The following is a 20,521-nucleotide window of genomic DNA, read 5'->3' as shown; positions in this document are numbered from 1 at the left end:
CGGGTAGTGCATGATGTTTGGGTTCGTTCGGCGGACTGCTCGCCACCTTATTGTTTTAGGCTTTGATGTTTGGGTTCATCTCGCGGAGTGGCCCCGTATACTCTTCCTACGCCTGATCGACTATTCGAGCTTGATCAGGATACTCGAACGGAGCGGCACCACGCGGCTGGCATTGGTCGCGCCGCATCCAACACAGTTGCTCGAGTTTTCGATGCGACATTTGGTGCGTGGTTTGGTCGATAATGGGTTTTCTGTAGTCGTGATGATGTACGACCAAAGAAGTGCGGCCTGGCTAAAAGAGGAATTTCCACAGATCCACCTCGCTGAGCGCCGGAAGCAGGGGCGTGATTTTGGGGCGTGGAAGGAGGTGCTTGTCGCGCTGCTCAAGAATAAGACGCTGTGTGGTACGATCGAAAAGTTGGTTCTCGTGAACGACAGTATCTATTGGAACGGCAGCACGTCAGAAGTAGTCGGGCTGCTGGCGACCTCGCCGAAGCCGTGGGCGTGTCTGTTCGAAAATTTCGAACACCATTATCATGCGCAGTCGTTCTTATTGTTGTTCGACAATTGCGTCGTGAATAGTAAAGCATTCCATCAATTTTGGAACAAGTATAGGCCGTACAGTAGTCGGCGGCACTCGATTGATAGCGGTGAGGTTCTGTTGAGTAAGCGAATTGTGACGGCCTTCGGTAAGCCAGCCTGTGTTCTGAGTTCCGCTAGAGTCGTAGACAAGGTTCTCTCAGTGAGGGTTGAAAGATGCAGTGACATTATATTGTCGCTAGACGCGAATCGTCATGTTGCGAGGGAGTTCGGTCTTGCGCTGAATCGGTTTGAGGCGAACTCGGGGCTTGCGCCGAACGCGAATGGATATTTTGTAAAGCCTGATAAGGCTCAACGTCTTCTTGAACTTCACAAGCTTGCGGCGCTGATTGCAAAGTTGATGGAGTGTAGTAATCCTACGCATATGACCGGGCTTTTAATCAGCCAGCTATTTGGATTCCCGATCAAACGCGACCTTTGTCAGCGAGGGAGTTTTCAGATTGCTGATGTGCTGCGTTTGATTGCGGGGTATTCGAGTCAGGAGTCTGCCGTGATCGCGGCTGACCTTCGCAGCAAGGAACTGCCTATTTCGATAAGGGGGCTTCGACGTCTACTGTTTGACCACGGTCGCATATGATGAGATTGGGTGAGGCGGAGTAGTTGGCGTGAGCGCCGAGCGAACTTCTGGTGTGGCCTTGTTCGACAGTATATGCCCGCCTGCAGTTGAACGATACGCGTAAATCGTGCCGACCTGAATGGCCCGGACAGCCGACTCACAATGCGTCGAATTGCTGACATACATTATCGCCCGCGTAGGCGTACGAGTTGGCACCTGTTGCGCTGGCGGTTTCGGCGGCTGGGACTCTACTTGACTAACCTCGTTGATGTGATCGGCGGCCTTCGAAAGGACATGTTACCCCAGGTGGAGAATGGCGCGCTCGTCTTTCTGAATGAGCGAGGCCGCCAGCGCTGGTGCATCTATGCTGCATATTCGCCGACGTCCCACGTCAGCGATATGGTGCTGACGCAGCTGCGAGCCTATCGCGATGCGGGCTTCGAGGTCGTCTTTGTGTCGATGTCGCTTACGATTTCCGAGGGCGACCGCGGCCGGATTGCCGACGTCTGTTCGGGCCTGGTCCATCGTCGGAGCTCTGGGCGGGACTTTGGTGCTTGGGCGCACGCGGTGCGCTTGCTGGGGCATAGATTGGCTGGTGCCGAATCTCTGTTGCTCACCAACGACTCGATGCTCGGTCCGTTCGTGTCGCTTGAGCCCTGGATCGATGCATGTACCGCGCGTGAGGGGCTGTTCGGTCTGACCGAGAGCATCGGAGGGGGTAGTCATCTGCAATCCTATTTCTTGATTGCGAACGGTGCTCAGGTCGTTGCCGATACTGTTGGCTTTCTGTCCGAGCTGCGTCTGTCGCACAGCAAATGGTTGATGGTGCAGCGAGGCGAGGTGGCATTCTCGTGCGCTATGCGCAGGAAAGGCCATTACACGGCAGCCGTCCTCGATCATGAAACCATTGAGAATGCCTTGCTCGAGCATCCGGAGCTGTTAGCAGAGCTTTCGGTACTGGAGCCCGGATTGTCCATTGGCCTCGACTCGGATGACCCCTTTCGATATCGCTATCAGTTGCGATCCCGGCTGTTCATGCGGCCGCTCAATCCGTGCCATCAGCTCAATTCGGTGTTGCTGCGTTACTTCAAATTCCCGTTCATCAAGGTCGATCTTGTGACAAAGAATCCGGGTATGGTGCCGTCGGCGCCGGATTGGCGTTACTTCATTGGTCCAGATAGTTCGGTCACGGAAGAGATGATCGAGGACCACCTGGCAACGTTAGTGTGACGGTATCGAGCTGTGGACAAGAAATTCATTGAGCAGAGCCGCTTAGCCCTTCTGGATCTGAAGGAGGCTTTGCGTCTCTCCTGGTTCTGGTTGGCGTTGGGGTGGCTCGACATTCTGCAGCGCTATCGGGGCTCGATGCTTGGGCCGTTCTGGTTGACGCTGACGACGGCGGCGTTCATTGCGGGGTTAGGCCCGCTGTACGCCAAACTGTTCAATCTCGACATGGCGCAATACCTCCCGTATCTCGCCATCGGGTTCACCGCATGGGGGTTCATCAACGGGACCATCGCTGACTGCGGCAATGCGTTCATTGTTGCTGGCGACTCGCTGAAGCAGATGAAGTTGCCGCGGCTGGCGCTGCTGTTTCAGGTGATATGGCGCAACATCATCGTGTTTGCGCACAGCCTTCCGATCTTCGCCGTGGTTCTGCTCTTCCTCGGGCCCTCGTTCTCGCCCGTCATGCTGCTGGCAATCCCCGGATTCGTGCTCGTGGTACTGAATCTGGTGTGGATCGGGCTTGTCGTCGCCATTCTCTGCACCCGCTTCCGCGACATCGGGCCGATCATTACGTCGGTGATGCAGATCGCGTTCTTTTTGACGCCGGTCATGTGGGACCATCGCAGTCAGCGCGTCAGCGAGGTCTATGTGGCGATCAATCCGTTCGCTTCCTACATCGAACTGATCCGCACTCCGCTTCTGGAGAAGGCTCCGGATCTTATCTTCGTCGCGGCGGCGCTTGGGACGCTCGTTGTCGGCTCGATTTGTGCGGCGTTGATGTTCATCCGCTCGCGCCGTCGGATCGTCTACTGGGTTTAATCGTCATGACGCGCATCGATCTGCAAGACGTTCATATCCGCTTTCCGGTGCTACATACCGGTCACCGGTCGTTCAAGAAGGCTGTCGTCGCGACGGCGACTGGCGGTGCGATCATGCGGGAGTCGCGTTCCGCGCCCATCGTGCGTGCCTTATCCGGCCTCTCGGTAAGGTTCGAGGAAGGCGATAGGATCGGGTTGATCGGGCCGAACGGCGCCGGCAAGTCGACGTTGCTGCGGGTGCTCGCCGGGATCTACGAGCCTGACGAAGGTTGCGTCCTGATAGACGGCAAGGTTGCTGCGTTGCTCAACGTCAATCTCGGTTTCAATGCCGATATCAGCGGCCGGGAGAATCTTCGGTTGCGTGGCATGTATATGGGGCTGCGTCCAAAGGAGATCGCGGCGCTTGCCCCGGAGATCGCAGATTTCACCGAGCTCGGCGATTATCTGGACATGCCGGTGCGCACTTATTCATCCGGAATGCAGATGCGCTTGGCGCTGGGAATGGCGACGGCGGTGAAGCCGGACATTCTGCTCATGGATGAGTGGATTCTCGCCGGCGACGCGCACTTCATGGAGAAGGCCCGGGCTCGCGTCGCTGCCTTCGTGCTCCAGGCGCAAATCATGGTCTTGGCGTCGCACTCGACCGACGTCATTCGCACATGGTGCAACAAGGCGCTTTATCTGAGCGGCGGGGAGCTTCAGGCGTTCGGTCCGGTCGACGAGGTTCTCGACGCCTACGCTGATGCGACCCGCGCGATCCCTTGATCGTTAGGAACTGACGTCCGCGGCGCAGCTGAACGGCCGCGTCGGGCCCGGTTGGCCCAGGTTGACCCGATTCACCACGGCTTGCCGTCCGAGCTGAAGCAAAGAGGCGTCGAGAAGTTATTCTCGGTCGCCTTGTCCCGAGGACAGGCCCGTGGCCCATCTCGCTAGGCTCGACAGCCCGATGGCGCGCTCGGAAGGATTCGAACCTCCGACCCTCGGAATCGAAATCCGATGCTCTATCCAGCTGAGCTACGAGCGCGGGGGCCGGGTGGGGCTTGCCGCCCGGCGAGGGCTTTCGAATACCCCACTTTTGCAGGCGCTTACAAGGGGGAGGGGGACTCCCATGATTTCGCCGGAATGTGCGCATTAACGTCGCGCAAACCAAACTCGGCCAAAGTGCCGGTGCCGGCCGAGGCCGGCCCGCTCCCCTTGTCGCCACGGGTTTCGACCGAACCATGCGTACGCTGTTCTCGTCGCTGCTATTGCCGCTGCTGCTGCTGGCCACGCCGGCACGCGCCGATCTCCACATCACCCGGGATCACGGCGGCTATGTCGAGGAGTACAAGGCCAAGTACCAGCGGATCCGGGATCGCCGCGAGCGGGTCATCATCGACGGCATCTGCAATTCGGCCTGCACCCTGGTGTTCGGGATCGTGCCGCTGAACAAGATCTGCGTCACCCCGCGCGCCAGCCTCGGCTTCCATCAGGCCTATTACGACAAGGCTTTCACCTTCGGCATCAAGGTCACCAGCCTCGAGGGCACCTCGGAGTTGATGTCGTATTATCCTCAGCCGGTGAAGGACTGGATCGCCCGCAACGGCGGCCTGACCACCGAGATGAAGAAGATCAAGAACGGCGTCGATCTGTGGAAGATCGTCGATCCCTGTCCGGAAGAGTATTGAGCGCGTCGGCCGTCTGACTGGCCAAAGAGCGAGCGCCGGTCCTGCTTTCCGAGCCTATTTCAGGCCGATCGTTCCCGCCATCACCGCCACGCAGTGTCCGCCGATCGCGGTCGTGATGACCTCGCCACCGCGCTTCTCGGCGCTGGCGAACAGCAGGCTCGGCCGGCCCATCTCGAAGCCCTGCAGGATGGTCTTCGACAGCGTCAGATCGGTTTCCGGGCGCAGCTTCGCCAACAGGCCGATCAGCGCGACATTGGCGCTGCCGGTGGCCGGGTCCTCGGGGATCTTGTTCAGCGGGGCGAACATCCGGGCGCGGATGTCGATGGTGTCCTCGGCGGTCTGCACATAGAGCAGGACCTTTGACGTCGGGTAGCCGGCGATGTGGTCGCCGAAGAGGTCGGCGCGTGGGCTGGCCGCGGCGAGGGCGGTGCGGCTCTTCAGCTCCGCGATGATGAAGCCGGTGCCGCAGGACGCGATGCACGGCCGGTGGTTGGCGATCTCGATGTCGTCCTCGCTGAGCGAGCAGGCCGCCGCAATCACATCGGGGGCGATCTCGTCGGTCACCGAGAGGGGCTGCGGCGACGTCAGGCGCGCGCCGGTGACTGCGCCGCCGTCCTTGATCAGTTGGATCGGGACGAGCCCGGCCTTCTCTTCGAACACCACGCGATCGCCGGCGATGCTGCGGCCGTAGCTCTGCCCGATGCGGGCCAGCACGAAGGCGGTGCCGACATTCGGATGGCCGGCGAACGGCAGCTCGCCGTTGGGCGTGAAGATCCGAACCTGCGCGGTGTGGGCAGGGTCCTGCGGCGGCAGCACGAAGGTCGTTTCCGACAGATTGAACTCGCCGGTGATCGCCTGCATCTGCGCGCTCGACAGCCCTTCCGCGTTGAGCACCACGGCAAGGGGATTGCCGCTGAACTGCTCGGCGGTGAACACGTCGACGGTTTCGAACTGCAGGCGCATGGCGGCTCCGGAAGATGACGAACGCGCGGTGCGGGAAGGGCGGCGGCGCGTTGATGATGACGATCCGTGCTGGCCGCGGCGGTTGCGGCGTGGCATGGACGTGGCGCCATCGGGCGCTTGCCCGTCACCATACGATCGGGCCCTCGGGGAAACAATGAACCGAAACGCAGAGCATCTCGCCGGCCGTGCCGCGCCCGCTGTGTTCGTCGTGCTGTGGAGCACCGGCTTCATTGGCACCAAATACGCGCTGGCCGGTGCCGAGCCGCTGACCTACCTGTCGATCCGGATGATCGCGGTGGTGACGCTGATTGCGGTGATCGCGGCGATCGCGCGGCCGCGCTGGCCGAACCTTGCCGGCGTCGGCCACAGCATCGTCGCCGGACTGCTGGTGCACGGCGTGTATCTGGCCGGCACCTCGATCGCGATCGCGCATTCGGTGCCGGCGGGCCTCTCGGCCTTGATCCCCGGCCTGCAGCCGATCCTGACCTCGACGCTGGCCAATCGCTGGCTCGGCGAGCGCGTGACGCCGCTGCAATGGCTGGGGCTTGGGCTCGGTCTCGGCGGCACGCTGTTGATCCTGCACAGCCGCAGCCTGACCGGCGACATCGGCTGGGGCTGGCTCGCCTCGGCCTGTTCGCTGATCGGCATCACCATCGGCACGCTATACCAGAAGCGGTTCTGCAGCGGCATCGACTGGCGCGCCGGCAACATCATCCAGTTTCTGGCGGCGCTCGCGCTGTTCGCGGTCGGCGCCTTGCTGTTCGAAACCCGGGTGGTGAATTGGACCACCGAGTTTGTGCTGGCGGTGGGCTGGCTGGTGGTGGTGCTGTCGATCGGATCGATCGGGCTATTGTACTGGCTGATCCGGCATTCTGCCGCGACCTCGGTCGCCAGCCTGTTTTATCTGGTGCCCGGCACCACCGCACTGATGGCCTATGTGCTGTTCGGTGAAAAGCTGGACGTGGTGTCGATCGTCGGCATGGTGATCTGCGCGGCGGCGGTGTTTCTGGTCAACCGCGCCAAGGCGTAGAGGCGCAGGGCAGGCCGTCCTCGCTTGCCCTTTGCGCGCAGCAAAAAGCCTCCGGGCACGGTGCTCCGGAGGCTTTCGCCGGCCGACGCGGATGAACCGCTCAGCGCTTGGATTTCTTGGCCTTCTTGGCCTTCTTCGGCGCCGCCTTCTTGGCCTTCTTCACGGTCTTCTTGGCTGCCTTTTTGGCCTTCTTGGGCGCCTTTTTGGCGGCTTTCTTGGCCTTCTTGGCGGCCTTCTTCGGAGCTTTCTTGGCTGCCTTTTTGGCGGCCTTCTTGCCTGCCTTCTTGGTCGCCTTCGCGGCCTTCTTGGCGCCGGCCTTCACCTTCTTGGCGACTTTCTTGGCCGCCTTGCGCGCCTTCTTGACCACGGCCTTGGCTGCATCAGTGGCCTCGGTGATCACCTCGCCCACCTGCTCGATAATCGGCTTGTCGTCGTCCATATTGATCCCCCAAGGGTTTGCAGATAACCGCGACGATAGCCGATTCGCGCAATTAGTAACGCTGCTAAGCGAAGTTGTTCAACGCTGACGCAGCTCGGCATAGGCCGAAAGCGCCCGCTGCCGGCCGGTTTTGTGGTCGACGATCGGGCGCGGATAGTTGCCGCCGAGCTCGATGCCGGCGGCGGCGAGTTCGAGCGGCGCCGCGGTCCACGGCTGGTGGATCAGGTTGTCGGGCAGGCCGGCCAGCTCGGGGACCCAGCGCCGGATGTAGCTGCCACCCGCGTCGAACTTCTCGCTCTGCAGCAACGGGTTGAACACCCGGAAATACGGCGCGGCGTCGGCGCCGCAGCCCGCCACCCACTGCCAGTTACCGGGATTGCTGCCGGGATCGGCGTCGACCAGCGTGTCCCAGAACCACTGCTCGCCGAGCCGCCAGTCGATCAGCAAGTGCTTGACCAGGAACGAGCCGACGACCATGCGGACGCGATTATGCATCACCCCGGAGTGCCACAGCTCGCGCATTCCGGCGTCGACGATCGGGTAGCCGGTGCGGCCGCGCTGCCAGGCGCTCAGCGCCGCCTCGTCGCTGTGCCACGGGAAGGCGTCGAACGCCGGCTGCAGATTGCGGGTCGCCAGATCCGGATGGTCGAACAGCAGGTGCCGGCAGAACTCGCGCCAGCCGAGCTCGCTCAGGAATTTGTCGATGTCGGGCGCGATCGCCGGCCGCTCGGCGGCGGCAAAGCGCGCGGCGTACCAAACCTGGCGCGGACTGATTTCGCCGAACCGCAGATGCGGCGACAGGCCGGAGGTGACGTGCCGATCCGGATAGTCGCGCCCGTCCGCATAGCCGGGCAGGCCCGCGAGGAAGCCGGACAGCCGCGCCTGCGCGGCGGCTTCGCCAGGCGTCCAGGTTTGGCGCAGGCCGCCGGCCCAGTCCGGCGCCGTCGGCTCGAGCTGCCAGTCGCTGAGCTGATCGCTCGGTGGAGCCGGCGCCGGCCGCAGCGCCTTCGGGCGGGGCAGGGGCTGCGGTGGATCGCCGAGGCTGAGCACCCGCCGCCAGAACGGCGTGAACACCCGCATGCCGCGGCCATCCTTGCTGCGGATCGCACTCGGCGCCACCAGCGTGTCGCCAGGGTGGCGGTGATACGCGATGCCGGCCACCGTGAGGGCATCGGCCAGCGCATCGGCGACAGCGCGATGCGGAGCGATCTCGATCTCGTTCCAATGCACCGCCGCCGCATCGCTCTGCTGCGCCAATTCGGCCAGCACCGCGGCCGCCGGCCCGCGCCGCAGGATCAGCGGCGCACCGGCCGCAGCGAGCTCGGCCTCGAGCGACCGCAGCGATTGCGCCAGCCACCACCGCGCTGCGCCGCCGAGGGGGCGCACATCATCGCTCACCTCATCGAGCACATAGACGCCCAGCACAGCCGCACCGGATTGTGCAGCAGCCTGCAACGCCGGATGATCGGCAAGACGGAGATCGTCGCGAAACCAGACGATGACGGGACGGGAGCTGGCGGTTGTCAGCACGTGGGCTCATCCTGGATACGAGGCTGCGATTTTGCGCCGCTGTCCGGCTGCGTCTGCAACCATCGACGAGGCATTCCGTATTTGACAGGATGCATTCTGCTTTGTTCAGGAGGACGATTTGAAGCGCTACGGTCTGCTCTATCTGGCAACATTCATTGTCCTGATTCCGCTCGACTTTCTCTTCCTCGGCACGATCGCCAAGAGCTTCTTCCAGTCGCAGGTCGGCGAGATGCTCGGCGAGGTGAGGCTGTTGCCGGCTGTGCTGTTCTACCTGCTCTACGTCGTCGGCATCGTCATCTTCGTCAACGGGTCGGCGCAGGCGACTTGGCAATCCTCTTTGTTGTACGGGGCGCTGTTCGGGCTGTTCTGCTACGCCACCTTCGAGCTGACGTCGCTGGCGCTGCTGAAGCACTGGACCTGGCCGGTGGTCGCGGTCGACATCTCGTGGGGGGCGTTCATCACCGCGGTATCGGGAACGCTCGGCCTGCTGCTCGCCGACTGGTGGTCGCCGCGCTGACCGCGCGCCGACGGCTCGCCGCTTAAAACGCTGAAGGACTGCTGAATGACCGGTGCGGCCAAATGGCCGCCCGGCAAAGCCGCTTTGCCGCAATTGCGCCGCCAGTGCGCCCAACCGCCGCCGGAGCGGCTTGCGAATTGAGCCGGCGAGACCGCTGCTGCGACAAATCGGCAACCCTGTTTCGAAACATCGTGGGTAATTCCGATCGAATCGAGCGCAGGAGCGAAGTCTTAACCAAGCGTTTACGCCAGCGTGGAAATGCTGGCCCAGAGCCAGAAAAACGAGTGAAAGCAATGACTGCCGTCGCCACCGCCGAACTGTTCGGCATCGACCCTCTCAACGTTTCGGATCGTTATACCGCCGCGCAAGCGCTCGGGGTCGTGCGGGATGGGATCATCACCGGCGAAGGCCCGACCACCCGCGGTCGGGTGCATTTCTCCCGCACCCTCGACGCCGCCGACACCGCGTGGTGCATGGGTATCCTGACCGCTTCCGCGGTCGACAATCAGCCGATCAGCCGGGCCGAGGCCGAGGCGCTGTTCGAGATCAACGATGCCGCTGCCGAGCGTGTCGATGGCGGCCGGTTCGATGATCTGTTCGCCAAGGCCGTCGCCCACCACGCCGCGGCCGCCTCAGGCCTGCCGGTGCCGGCGCGCAGCGTCGCGCTGTCGCCGGACGTTGCGATCGAGTCCTGGGCTCCGACCCAGGCGGTCGGCGTCAACACCGAGGTCCTGGAGTGGATCTCGCGGCAGATGCGCGGCACCCGGCGCAGCAATCACACGCTGATGCGCTTGGTCGCCACGCTGGTCGGCGTCGCGACGCTGCCGCTGATCAGCCAGGTGCCGCAGATTTTCGATCTCGGCGTCTGATCGGCCGAAGCCAAGTTCTGCAAGCAAGCGGCGGGGGTTATTTCCCCGCCGCTTTTTGTTTGGAGGTCTCGCCGTCGAGGCCGAGGGTGCGGCCTGGGAAACCGGCGGCATCGAAGTAACGCTGCTCGCCGACGCGCTGCATCACCAGCACGGTGCGCAGCCCGTTGGCGGCGTATTTCGAGCGCACCGTCTCCTGGGTGGCCTTCGGCACGGCGCCGTTCGGCATCGCCTCGGTCATCACCCGGCCGATCAGCTTGCCCTTGGTGGTCGGATCGAGACCCATCAGCTTCGCCGCGGTGAACCCGACGTCGGCGTTGCTCACCGGCAGCGGATCGGCGAAGCGGGCTTTGAAGTCCGGGCCGGTCGCCGCCATGAAATTCATGGTGTCGCCGCGGCTGAACGAGCCATGCATGCCCTGGCCCTGGCGCAGCACGGTGTCGGCGACCTGGACCGAGCACTGTGTCGGCTCGGCGCAGCCGGACGCGTAGGACCGGAAGTTGACCACGATCGTCGGCGTCGGCGTCGCGGCCTTGCCTTTCAGGTTGAGCGCCGACAGCGGCAACGCGCCGGGGAAGCTGCCGAGCGAGTCATCGACGAACAGTCCGCTGACGTAGTCCTGCTCGAGCAGGGCCCGGATGGTGCGGCCGGCGAGCTTCTTGTCGCCGGTCGGCAGGTAGATCAGGTCCGAGCCGCCATTGGTGGCGACAACCAGATCCGGCTTGGCCGGATCCTTGCCGAGCACGCCGTTGCCGGCCTTGGGGTGGGCGTTGTCGCCGACCGCTGCGTTGCCGTTGTTGGGATCGAACAGCGGCAGCTTCAGAGCCTTCGCCAGATCGATGGCGAGGAAGCCCATCGGCAGGAAGCCGGCAGGTGTATCATCGTAGCTAGCCTTGGCGGACGGCGAGGTCTTGCTCTGCTTCGAGATCGTCGAGAAGCCGTGGTCGGCCGAGACGATGATGTTGGTCGAGGCGGACAGACCGAGCTCATCCAGAGCTTTGCGCAATTGCGCGAGGTTATTGTCGGCATTGCGGATTCCGGCCAACGAGGTCGGCCCGTTAATGCCCGGTGTCAATTCGTTCAGGCTATCGCCTTGATTGTGCTGGCTTCCATCCGGATCGCGGGACCAAAACACCAGCACGAAAGGCTTGCCGCGCTGCTTGAACAGCGGCAGCACCGCCTTGGCGGCGACATCGACGAAATAGGCCTGCTGCACCACGTTGGCGACCAGCGTGCCGGGGGTCTTGGCGTCGCCGGCCTTGGCGTTCTCGCCGCGGGCCGGCGGCTTGAGCGGCAGCCCGAGCTTGTCGAGCTCGGCCTTGAAGTCGTCGGGCAGCGGCACGCCCTTCGGCGAGCCGGTCGCATCATCGATCACGATCGAATGCGGCCCCGGCTTGTCGGCCCGGTCGGTGTGGTCGAACAGCAGCGTGGGGCCGAGCTTGCCGATCGCCGCGGTGCTCAGCCCCTTGTCGCGGGCGAGCTTCAGCAGGCTTTCTTCGTTGAGGTAATTGCCGTCGAAATGATTATCGATGTCGCCGAGGACGTCGTCGTTCTCGATGAACGGAACCACAGTATTCCCGGCCGGCGGAACGCTGTAGCCGGTATAGATGGTGTTGCTGAAGGTGCCGGTGTCGCCGAGATAATGTCCGGTCGCCATCGCCGAGCCGTTCGCCATGGTGAAGGTCGGAAACAGCGAATGCGGATTCTTGAAATTGACGCCCTGATCGCGCAGCGCGGCCATCGCCGGTGCGGTCTCCGGGCTGACGGACTTCGCCCGCAGACCGTCGGGAATGAACAGAATCAGGTTGCGGGGCGGAGTGTTCTGGGCGAAAGCGGTGGAGACGGACAGCAGGCAGAGGCCCGCGGACAGTAGGGCGAGTGTGCGGCGCATGACAGGGCCTTGGGTTGATTGGGGGCCACGCTGGGGACCCCTTCGCAATATCTAGTTTTCCCCGGCGACAGAATTGTTACAAGCACACCCGCAATGCCCCGTCGCTGCCCCGCCCGGGACAGCAGAACCATCCAAGGTTGCAAGAAAAAGAGCATGTTCAAACGAATTCTGATCGCCAACCGCGGCGAGATCGCCTGCCGGGTCATCAAGACCGCACGTCGTATGGGTATCGAGACGGTCGCCGTGTATTCCGAGGCGGACCGCGACGCTCTGCACGTCGAAATGGCCGATGAAGCGGTGCTGATCGGCCCTCCGGCGGCGGCCGAGAGCTATCTGGTGATCGAGAAGATCGTCGAGGCCTGCAAGAAGACCGGCGCTGAGGCGGTGCATCCGGGCTACGGCTTCCTGTCCGAGCGCGAGGCGTTCGCCAAGGCGCTGGCCGAGGCCGGCATCGTATTCATCGGTCCGAACCCCGGCGCGATCGCCGCGATGGGTGACAAGATCGAGTCCAAGAAGGCTGCCGCGCAGGCCAAGGTTTCGACCGTGCCCGGCTTCCTCGGCGTGATCGAGGACGACAAGCACGCGGTGAAGATCGCCGACGAGATCGGCTACCCGGTGATGATCAAGGCCTCCGCCGGCGGTGGCGGCAAGGGCATGCGCATCGCGCATTCGCGGGCGGAAGTCGCCGAAGGCTTCAACCTCGCCAAGGCCGAGGCCAAGGCCTCGTTCGGCGACGACCGCGTCTTCATCGAGAAGTTCATCGTCGATCCGCGCCACATCGAAATCCAGGTGCTCGGCGACAAGCACGGCAACGTCATCTATCTCGGCGAGCGTGAGTGCTCGATCCAGCGCCGCAATCAGAAGGTGATCGAAGAGGCGCCGTCGCCGCTGCTCGACGAAGTCACCCGCCGCAAGATGGGCGAGCAGGCGGTCGCGCTGGCTAAGGCCGTGAACTACGACAGCGCCGGCACCGTCGAATTCGTCGCCGGCCAGGACAAGAGCTTCTACTTCCTCGAAATGAACACCCGCCTGCAGGTCGAACATCCGGTCACCGAAATGGTCACCGGCATCGATCTGGTCGAGCAGATGATCCGCGTGGCGGCCGGCGAGAAGCTGGCGCTGGCGCAGAAGGATGTCACGCTGAAGGGCTGGGCGATCGAGTCCCGCGTCTATGCGGAAGATCCGTTCCGCAACTTCCTGCCGTCGATCGGCCGCCTGGTGAAGTATCGCCCGCCGGCCGAGAGCGCAGCCTCCGGCATCACGGTGCGCAACGACACCGGCGTGCAGGAGGGCGGCGAGATCTCGATGTTCTACGATCCGATGATCGCCAAGCTGGTGACGCACGGGCCGTCGCGCGCCGCGGCGATCGAGGCGCAGACCCATGCGCTCGATGCGTTTTACGTCGACGGCATCCGCCACAACATTCCGTTCCTGTCGGCGCTGATGACGCATCCTCGCTGGCGCGAGGGCAATCTGTCGACCGGCTTCATCGCTGAAGAGTTCCCGCAGGGCTTCCATCCGCGGGTGCCGGAGGGCGAAGTCGCCCGCCGCATCGCCGCGGTCGGCGCGGCGATCGACCGGGTGATCGGCGAACGTAAGCGCAAGATCTCGGGCCAGATGATCGGTCGCGCGGTGATCCGCGAGCGCCGCCGCTGCGTCTGGCTGGAGCGCAGCGAGGTGCCGCTCGACGTGATCCGCGAGGGTGAAGCGTTCGTCGTCCGCTTCGCCAATGCCGACGGCTCGCTCGGTCAGCCGCACCAGCTGCTGTCGTCCTGGATGCCGGGCGATCCGGTGTGGGAAGGCACCATCGACGGCCATCCGGTCGCGGTGCAGGTCCGCGCGATCCCGAACGGCTTCAAGCTGGCGCATCATGGCTACGAAGTGTCGGTCAACGTCTTCACCGAGCGTGAAGCGGCGGCCGCGCGCTGGATGAAGGAAGCCGACAAGGCCGACACCGGCAAGAAGGTGCTGTGCCCTATGCCGGGCCTGATCGTGTCGATCGCGGTGACCGAGGGCCAGGAGGTCAAGGCCGGCGAGACGCTCGCGGTGGTCGAGGCGATGAAGATGCAGAACGTGCTGCGCGCCGAACGTGACGGCACCGTCAAGAAGATCCACGCCGCGGCCGGAGCGACGCTCGCGGTCGATGCGCTGATCCTCGAGTTCGCGTAAGCCCGCCGTGGCCTGGCGCGACCGCCGCACCGCATTGCGGGCAATCCTCACCGGATCCGCCTGCGTGCGCCCGGCGTCGGTGTACGATGCCATCTCGATCCGGATCGCCGACGACCTCGGCTTTCCGTTCGGGATGTTCGGCGGCTCGGTGGCCTCGCTGGCGATCCTCGGCGATCCCGACATCGCGCTGATTACGTTGACCGAGCTTGCCGAGCAGGTGCGGCGGATGAGCCGTGCCGCCGCGTTGCCGGTGGTGGTCGATGCCGACCACGGCTACGGCAATGCGCTCAACGTTCGCCGCACCGTCGAAGAATTGGAGGCGGCGGGGGCCGCCGGTCTCACCATCGAAGACACGCTACTGCCGCAGGCTTACGGCGAGGCCAAGCCGCAGCTGGTGTCGCGCGAGGAGGGGCTCGGCAAGATCAAGGCCGCGCTCGATGCGCGGCGCGATCCCAACCTGGTTATTTTCGGCCGCACCGGTGCCTGCTCGATCACGTCGCTCGATGATGCGATCGAACGCGCGCTGGCCTATGAGGCCGCTGGCGTCGATGCGTTGTTCTTCACCGGCGTGAAGACCCGCGCGCAGCTGGAAGCGATCAGCGCCGCGACCACGCTGCCGCTCGCGCTCGGCAGTCCGCCGGCTGAACTCGGCGACTTCGATCATCTTGCGGGCAGGCGTGTCCGCATTGCGGTGCAAGGCCATGCGCCGATCGCGGCTGCGACCGAGGCCGTGTTCAGAACGTTGTCGGCGATCAAAGCCGCTGCGACGCCGAAGCAACTGACCGGGCTCGCCGGCGTCGACCTGATGGACAAGGTCACGCGCGCCGACGTCGTCACCGATCGGAACGAACACTTCCTCGGTGTGAAGCGCTGATGAGCCAGATCATCCGGCAGGTGACGATCCGCGGCCGGGTGCAGGGCGTCGGCTATCGGGCCTGGCTGGCTCACACCGCCGAGGCGATGGGTCTGCAAGGGTGGGTCCGCAATCGCCGCGACGGCAGCGTCGAAGCGACTCTGGCCGGTGGCGACCACGTCGTCAGCGAGATGATCGCGCGATGCCAGCACGGCCCATCGGCGGCGCGGGTCGAAGCGGTGGTGGCAGAGACCGCACAGCCTGACGTCCTGAACCTGCGTCAGCCGGGCGAGCGCTTTTCGATCCTGTCGACCCTGTGAGACTGGCGCGACGCTGGCTTAGCCTGCGATCTGCCGGAACGTTGCCGCCAAGGTCCTGAGCGCCGCGCGGCGGCCCGCATCGCTGACGCGGGAGTGCAGCACGACCGGCGACGCAGGCAGGCGCGGCAGCTTCAGTTTGGCGCCGACATCGACGAGTCCCGGCGGCGCGATGCGTTTGGCCAGCGGTGCGACGGCGAGGCCGGCGAGCGCAGCGGCAACTACTGCACTGACGCCGCCGCCGACGAACACTTCGGTCCATGGCACCCTGGCCTTGTCGAGCGCGCGAACCGCGGTTGCCCGTACGCCGCACGGCGCAGCGAGCGAGGCCAGCGGAACGGGCGCGCCGTGGACGAGATCGAAATCAGGCGCTGCGAACCAGCCGAATTCATCGCGCAGCAAGGTCTCCCCGCCGCGTCGCCCCGCGCTCTCGCGGATGCAGATCGCATCCAGCTCCGCGCGATCGAACGCATCGATTAAGTCGCGCGAAAACCCGATGCTGACTTCGATCCGCAGGTCGGAGCGCCCTCGGCCAAGCCGGGCCAGCAGCGGCACCAAATCCGGTCCGGCGACGTGGTCGCTGATACCAAGCCGGAGTGACTGAACGATTACGCGCTCGCTGGCAACTGCGCGATCATTGTTGTCGATCAGCGCGCGGGCCCGATCTAGAAACGCCGAGCCTTCTGCAGTCAGCCCGACCGAGCGCGGCGAGCGCTCCAGCAGGCGCCGTTCGAGCAGTGCCTCCAAGCGCTGCAGCCGCATGCTGATTGCCGCCTGGGTAGTGCCGAGCGCTTCGGCGGCCCGCGTAAAGCTGCGCAGGTCGGCGACGTGGACGAAGGCGCGCACCGCGGCGATGTCGAGGTCGATCATCTCATCATCAGAATTTGTTATGATTGAAACGTAGACTGATACGGTAGCTTGATCTATGGGCGAGGTCTAGCTTCTGCGGCATCGAACACTTGTTGAGAGGAGCTACCGATGCCGCTGATCACCGTGCATTATTCGACGCCGCGCCCGACCTCGGACCTGAAGCCGCGGATCGCCGCCGCGGCCAGCGATCTCGCCGCCACCATCCTGCACAAGGATCCCAAGGTGACGGCGGTGATCGTCGAGCAGGTCGATCCGGCCGACTGGTTCGCGGCCGGCGCCTCGCTGGCAGATCAGAACCTCGCCAGCTTCTGGCTCGACATTCGGATCGTCGATAGCACCAACACCAAGGACGAGAAAGCGGAGTTCATCGCCGCAACCTACGCCCGCATGGGCGAACTACTCGGACCGCTGCACTCGGAAAGCTATGTCCACGTCAACGGCGTGCGGGCCGACGGCTATGGCTTCGGTGGTCTGACCCAAGAGCAGCGCTATATCGTGCGCAAGCTCGCCGCCGCACCACGATCGGCAGTCGTGGTATAAGCGCGCGCAAACGCGGTGGCGGTTAGTTCCGCCGCCGCGTGGTGGTGAACGGCGCCGTCCGGTCATCCGTGCTCGTTGGGCTAATGCGCTCCATCATCGCGCCGCCGCGGGCGGCGCTGTAGCCGAGCAGCCATTGCTCGAATGCAGCCGGCGCCAGTGCCGGCGCATACAGGAAGCCCTGGGTGACGTCACAGCCGAGCTCACTCAAGAGCTGGAATTGAGCGGTGGTCTCGACGCCTTCGGCGACGACGCTGAGGGCGAGGCTCTGGCCGACCCGCACCACGGTGGTGACGACGGCGCGGGCGGTGGGGCTGGTCTCGAGTTCGCTCATGAAGCCGCGATCGATCTTCAGCTCGCGGATCGGCAATTGCGCCAGCCGATTGAGATTGGAATAGCCGGTGCCGAAATCGTCGAGCGACAGTCCGACCCCGATCCGGCGCAGCGCCATCATCGTCTCGTGCGCGGTCGAGCGGTTGTCCTGGGCGACGCCTTCGGTGACCTCGAGCATCAGAGCTTCGGGTGGGAGGTGATAGGTCGCGAGCGTGTCGGCCACCAGTGTCGGCAGCGCTGGATTCTCGAAGTTGATCGGCGACAGATTGACGGCGACGCTCGGTACCTCGAGTCCCTGGTCTCGCCATGCCCGCATCTGCCGGCAGGCCTCGCGGATCGACCAGCACGCGATCTGATCGATCAGGCCGCACTCTTCGGCGAGTGGAATGAATTTTGTCGGCGGCACCGGACCGAGCGCCGGATCGTTCCAGCGCGCCATCGCTTCGACGCCGTGCAGCGCGCCGTCGCCGGTGCGGATCTGCGGCTGGTAATGCAATTCGAGACGGCTGTTCGCGAGCGCCGAGCGTAGCGCCGCCGCATAGGCCATCCGTTGCTCGGCTGCGCCATGCATGTCGCAGTTGAACAGCCGGTAGGTCGAGCGGCCCGAGCGCTTGGCGCGATACATCGCTGTGTCGGCCTGGTTGATCAGCGTGTCGAGGTCGGTGGCGTTGTCGGGATAAAGGCTGACGCCGATGCTGGCGGACATCGGCACTTGGCTGTTGCACAGCGCGAACGGCACCATCAGCGCTTCGCTGATCCGCGCGACTACCGGTTCGATTTCGGCTAGCTCCCGGTTCGGCAGCACGACGACGAATTCGTCACCGCCGAGCCGTCCCACAACGTCGCCCGGCTGGACTTGGTCGCGGAGCCTTCGGGCGAACTCGACCAGGAACTCGTCGCCAGCGGCATGGCCGAGCGTGTCGTTGATGTCCTTGAAATTGTCGACGTCGAGAAATGCCAGCGCAACGGTGCGGCCTGGCGGGCAGGCTGCGGTCGCTTCGCCTATCAGATCGCGCAGCCGCGCGCGGTTGGGCAGGCCGGTCAGCATGTCGAAATAGGCGAGACGCGCGATCTGCGCGCGCGACTCCATGCGCTCGATCGCAAGCGCCCCGAGATGCAGGCAGGCATCGACGATGCGGTGATGCCAATGGCTCGGCGGACGGCAGCCGCGGAAATAGAACGCGAAGGTGCCGATCACACGGCCGTCCTTGGCCTTGATCGGCGACGACCAGCAGGCGCGCAGCCCGATTTCCAACAGCCTCTTCTTGAACGGCTCCCAGCGCGGATCGGTGTCGATGTCGAGCGCCAGCACCGGTTCGCCGTAATACGCCGCGGTGCCACACGCGCCGACCTGCGGGCCGATCGACACGCCGTCGAGCGCGCGCGAGTAATCATCGGGAAGGCTCGGGCCGCCGAGCGGGTGCAACAGCCCCTGGGCGTCGACGTGCAGGATCGTGGAGACCACATCCGGCGCGATCTTCTCGACGAAACGGCACATCCGGTCGGCGACGTCGGTGATCGGAATCTCGTCCGCGAGTGCGCTCAGCGTCAGCTGCTGCAGCATACGCAATTGCCGGGTTTCCGAGATGTCGGTCAGCAGTGCGAAGACTTGCGTGATCCTGCCTTGCGGATTGCGCAGCGCTTTCACGTCGGCCGAGATCCAGATCTCGTCGCCGTTGCGGTCATAGACCAGGATCTCTTCTTCGCCACCCTCGGTATCGGCGATCCATCGTTTCAGGCTGGCGATCGTCCGGCGATTGGTGTGGTTACCGGCGAGGAGATCGATGACATTGCGGCCTTTGACATCCGTGGCACCGTAGCCGAACAGGCTGGTGAACGCGGCGTTGGTGTAGAGCAGCCTCAGATCGGCATCGGTGACCAGCACCGCACGGGTGGTGCGGTCAGCGATCGAGGAGAGTAGTTCGATACCTTTGCGGCGCTCCATCTCGGGCGTGATATCGCGCGCGGTGACGAGAGTGTAGTTGTGGCCGTACGTGCTGATCGTCGATTGCGTGAGCTCGGCGCTGATGACTTGGCCGTCCGGTCGTGGGATTTCGAGAATGGCGACGCCGTTCGATGTAGCGTGCGGGAAGAAGACACCGGAAGTTGGCTTTGAGATCGTGCCGGCGAGGCCGATGACCTCGGCGTGACGTCCGACGATGTCCGTGCGACAGATCCCCCAGATCCGTTCTGCGGCTCGGTTGAACAGACAGACATTGCCAGCATCGTCGATCACGATGGCAGCATCGCGCGTGTGGTCGAGGGCGACGCGCCATAGCGACGGACTATCGGGAGAGCTGGTGGGTCGTTGGATCATTCTTCAAACAAGATGCTAGGACAACTACGAGGGTGGCGAGGCCGCTGCTATTGAGGCCGTCGCTGATCTATCCCTGCTAACGTGACGAAAGGGTTGTCGGTGCCGCGCGGCGGGAACCGAGCGGTTTCATCCTTACAATTCCGTTGCCGGAGTCTGTGACTCGACACGGGGCCGCTGCGCTGATCGAGCCTCACGGCCGATTGTGACAGTCGCGCTTCCGGCGAGTGATCACTTCGCGTGCGGATCGATCCGGGAAGGAGGCGATCAGGCGCTTGTGGTTGCGGCTGTGCGGGTTTCGCCGAAGAGGTTTTCGAAGGCGGAGCGTAAAGCGATGTCGACGTCGGTCATCACCACCGGCAGGCCGAGGTCGACGAGGCTGGTGACGCCATAGCGCGGATCGCTGATCCCGCAGGGCACGATCGCCTTGAAGTGCGACAGGTCGGGTTCGACGTTGATGGCGATGCCGTGCAGCGACACCCAGCGCTTCAGCCGGACGCCGATCGCGGCGATCTTGTCCTCGTAGCCGTCGCCCTTGTCGGGTCGGCGAACCCAGACGCCGACCCGATCCTCACGCCGCTCGCCGCGGACGTTGAAGGCGTCGAGGGTGGCGATGATCCATTGTTCGAGCGCCGCCACATAGGCGCGCACGTCCGGGCGGCGGCGCTTCAGGTCGAGCATCACATAGGCGACGCGCTGGCCGGGGCCATGATAGGTCAGCTGGCCGCCGCGGCCGGTGGTGAACAGCGGGAAGCGCTCCTCCAGCAGGTCGGTGGCGTGACCGCTGGTGCCGGCGGTGTAAAGCGGCGGGTGCTCCAGCAGCCAGACCAGCTCGGGTGCTTCGCCCGCAGCGATCGCGGCCGCGCGCGCCTCCATGGTCGTCACCGCCTCCGGATACGGCACGGGCGAATCGGAGATGCGCCATTCCACCGCCGGGGAGCCGTCGGCGGGCTTCAGAGCGGTCCAATCCAGCGTTTGTCGGGGGAAAGCGGGGGCGTTAATCATTGGATAACCATAACGTGGT

The 20,521-nt window shown here is 64.2% G+C and carries 19 protein-coding genes and 1 tRNA gene; 12 read left to right on the top strand and 8 right to left on the bottom strand.

Annotated elements, in window-relative coordinates; translation table 11 throughout:
• The first annotated feature begins 13 nt into the window (after positions 1–13).
• The 4 genes from VRZ08_RS12445 (at position 14) to VRZ08_RS12430 (ending at position 3,966) form a co-directional block, all read left to right on the top strand.
• On the top strand, positions 14–1,177 hold the full coding sequence (locus VRZ08_RS12445; protein ID WP_414532722.1) for a hypothetical protein: 1,164 nt from the start codon (positions 14–16) through the stop codon (positions 1,175–1,177).
• 231 nt (positions 1,178–1,408) lie between these two features.
• A complete protein-coding gene (locus VRZ08_RS12440) occupies positions 1,409–2,386 on the top strand; it encodes a rhamnan synthesis F family protein (RefSeq protein ID WP_414532721.1) in 978 nt (325 codons plus the stop codon).
• A gap of 12 nt (positions 2,387–2,398) precedes the next feature.
• Complete coding sequence (locus VRZ08_RS12435) at positions 2,399–3,202, top strand: ABC transporter permease (protein ID WP_414532720.1); 804 nt, start codon at positions 2,399–2,401, stop codon at positions 3,200–3,202.
• Positions 3,203–3,207: 5 nt separating this feature from the next.
• Positions 3,208–3,966: an ABC transporter ATP-binding protein gene (locus VRZ08_RS12430; RefSeq protein WP_414532719.1), complete on the top strand. Its 759-nt coding sequence runs from the start codon at positions 3,208–3,210 to the stop codon at positions 3,964–3,966.
• Positions 3,967–4,148: 182 nt separating this feature from the next.
• On the opposite strand, the gene VRZ08_RS12425 is transcribed toward VRZ08_RS12430, so the two are convergent.
• A tRNA-Arg gene (locus VRZ08_RS12425) sits at positions 4,149–4,225 on the bottom strand.
• A gap of 196 nt (positions 4,226–4,421) precedes the next feature.
• Between VRZ08_RS12425 and VRZ08_RS12420 the strand changes: the two genes are divergently transcribed.
• Positions 4,422–4,868, top strand: coding sequence for a hypothetical protein (locus tag VRZ08_RS12420; protein WP_414532718.1), 447 nt, complete (start codon positions 4,422–4,424; stop codon positions 4,866–4,868).
• Positions 4,869–4,922: 54 nt separating this feature from the next.
• On the opposite strand, the gene VRZ08_RS12415 is transcribed toward VRZ08_RS12420, so the two are convergent.
• Complete coding sequence (locus VRZ08_RS12415; RefSeq protein WP_414532717.1) at positions 4,923–5,831, bottom strand: PhzF family phenazine biosynthesis protein; 909 nt, start codon at positions 5,829–5,831, stop codon at positions 4,923–4,925.
• 154 nt (positions 5,832–5,985) lie between these two features.
• On the opposite strand from VRZ08_RS12415, the gene VRZ08_RS12410 reads away from it, so the two are divergent.
• Positions 5,986–6,861, top strand: a complete 876-nt coding sequence (locus VRZ08_RS12410) for a DMT family transporter (RefSeq protein ID WP_264073829.1) — start codon at positions 5,986–5,988, stop codon at positions 6,859–6,861.
• Positions 6,862–6,961: 100 nt separating this feature from the next.
• On the opposite strand, the gene VRZ08_RS12405 is transcribed toward VRZ08_RS12410, so the two are convergent.
• Positions 6,962–7,300: a histone gene (locus VRZ08_RS12405; RefSeq protein ID WP_107356088.1), complete on the bottom strand. Its 339-nt coding sequence runs from the start codon at positions 7,298–7,300 to the stop codon at positions 6,962–6,964.
• Positions 7,301–7,378: 78 nt separating this feature from the next.
• On the bottom strand, positions 7,379–8,830 hold the full coding sequence (locus VRZ08_RS12400) for a cryptochrome/photolyase family protein (RefSeq protein WP_414532716.1): 1,452 nt from the start codon (positions 8,828–8,830) through the stop codon (positions 7,379–7,381).
• A gap of 118 nt (positions 8,831–8,948) precedes the next feature.
• Here VRZ08_RS12400 and VRZ08_RS12395 point away from each other — a divergent pair, with 118 nt between their 5' ends.
• Positions 8,949–9,347 (top strand): DUF2177 family protein, encoded by a 399-nt coding sequence (locus VRZ08_RS12395; RefSeq protein WP_164574460.1) that lies wholly within the window; start codon positions 8,949–8,951, stop codon positions 9,345–9,347.
• Between the two features lie 293 nt (positions 9,348–9,640).
• Positions 9,641–10,216, top strand: a complete 576-nt coding sequence (locus VRZ08_RS12390; protein ID WP_107345025.1) for a hypothetical protein — start codon at positions 9,641–9,643, stop codon at positions 10,214–10,216.
• 37 nt (positions 10,217–10,253) lie between these two features.
• On the opposite strand, the gene VRZ08_RS12385 is transcribed toward VRZ08_RS12390, so the two are convergent.
• Complete coding sequence (locus VRZ08_RS12385; protein ID WP_414532715.1) at positions 10,254–12,104, bottom strand: alkaline phosphatase family protein; 1,851 nt, start codon at positions 12,102–12,104, stop codon at positions 10,254–10,256.
• A 153-nt stretch (positions 12,105–12,257) separates the two neighbouring features.
• Between VRZ08_RS12385 and VRZ08_RS12380 the strand changes: the two genes are divergently transcribed.
• The 3 genes from VRZ08_RS12380 to VRZ08_RS12370 are packed head-to-tail and all read left to right on the top strand — an operon-like array spanning position 12,258 to position 15,446.
• Positions 12,258–14,273, top strand: coding sequence for an acetyl/propionyl/methylcrotonyl-CoA carboxylase subunit alpha (locus VRZ08_RS12380; protein ID WP_107345023.1), 2,016 nt, complete (start codon positions 12,258–12,260; stop codon positions 14,271–14,273).
• Positions 14,274–14,280: 7 nt separating this feature from the next.
• Positions 14,281–15,147: an isocitrate lyase/PEP mutase family protein gene (locus VRZ08_RS12375; protein ID WP_414532714.1), complete on the top strand. Its 867-nt coding sequence runs from the start codon at positions 14,281–14,283 to the stop codon at positions 15,145–15,147.
• Positions 15,147–15,446 (top strand): acylphosphatase, encoded by a 300-nt coding sequence (locus tag VRZ08_RS12370; RefSeq protein WP_414532712.1) that lies wholly within the window; start codon positions 15,147–15,149, stop codon positions 15,444–15,446. Before VRZ08_RS12375 ends, VRZ08_RS12370 begins: the two co-directional genes overlap by 1 nt.
• Before the next feature lie 18 nt (positions 15,447–15,464).
• Here the strand turns inward: VRZ08_RS12370 and VRZ08_RS12365 are convergent, their stop codons facing one another.
• On the bottom strand, positions 15,465–16,313 hold the full coding sequence (locus tag VRZ08_RS12365) for a LysR family transcriptional regulator (protein WP_414532711.1): 849 nt from the start codon (positions 16,311–16,313) through the stop codon (positions 15,465–15,467).
• A 108-nt stretch (positions 16,314–16,421) separates the two neighbouring features.
• On the opposite strand from VRZ08_RS12365, the gene VRZ08_RS12360 reads away from it, so the two are divergent.
• Positions 16,422–16,853: a tautomerase family protein gene (locus VRZ08_RS12360; protein WP_107356081.1), complete on the top strand. Its 432-nt coding sequence runs from the start codon at positions 16,422–16,424 to the stop codon at positions 16,851–16,853.
• Between the two features lie 22 nt (positions 16,854–16,875).
• Here the strand turns inward: VRZ08_RS12360 and VRZ08_RS12355 are convergent, their stop codons facing one another.
• Both VRZ08_RS12355 and lipB read right to left on the bottom strand, forming a co-directional pair.
• Positions 16,876–19,500, bottom strand: a complete 2,625-nt coding sequence (locus VRZ08_RS12355; protein ID WP_414532710.1) for an EAL domain-containing protein — start codon at positions 19,498–19,500, stop codon at positions 16,876–16,878.
• 264 nt (positions 19,501–19,764) lie between these two features.
• Complete coding sequence (lipB, locus tag VRZ08_RS12350; RefSeq protein ID WP_414532709.1) at positions 19,765–20,502, bottom strand: lipoyl(octanoyl) transferase LipB; 738 nt, start codon at positions 20,500–20,502, stop codon at positions 19,765–19,767.
• Between the last annotated feature and the right edge of the window lie 19 nt (positions 20,503–20,521).

This window comes from Rhodopseudomonas sp. G2_2311 (genome assembly GCF_047501505.1).
Lineage (GTDB): Bacteria > Pseudomonadota > Alphaproteobacteria > Rhizobiales > Xanthobacteraceae > Rhodopseudomonas > Rhodopseudomonas palustris_H.
This window is presented reverse-complemented; position numbering and strand designations above follow the sequence as displayed.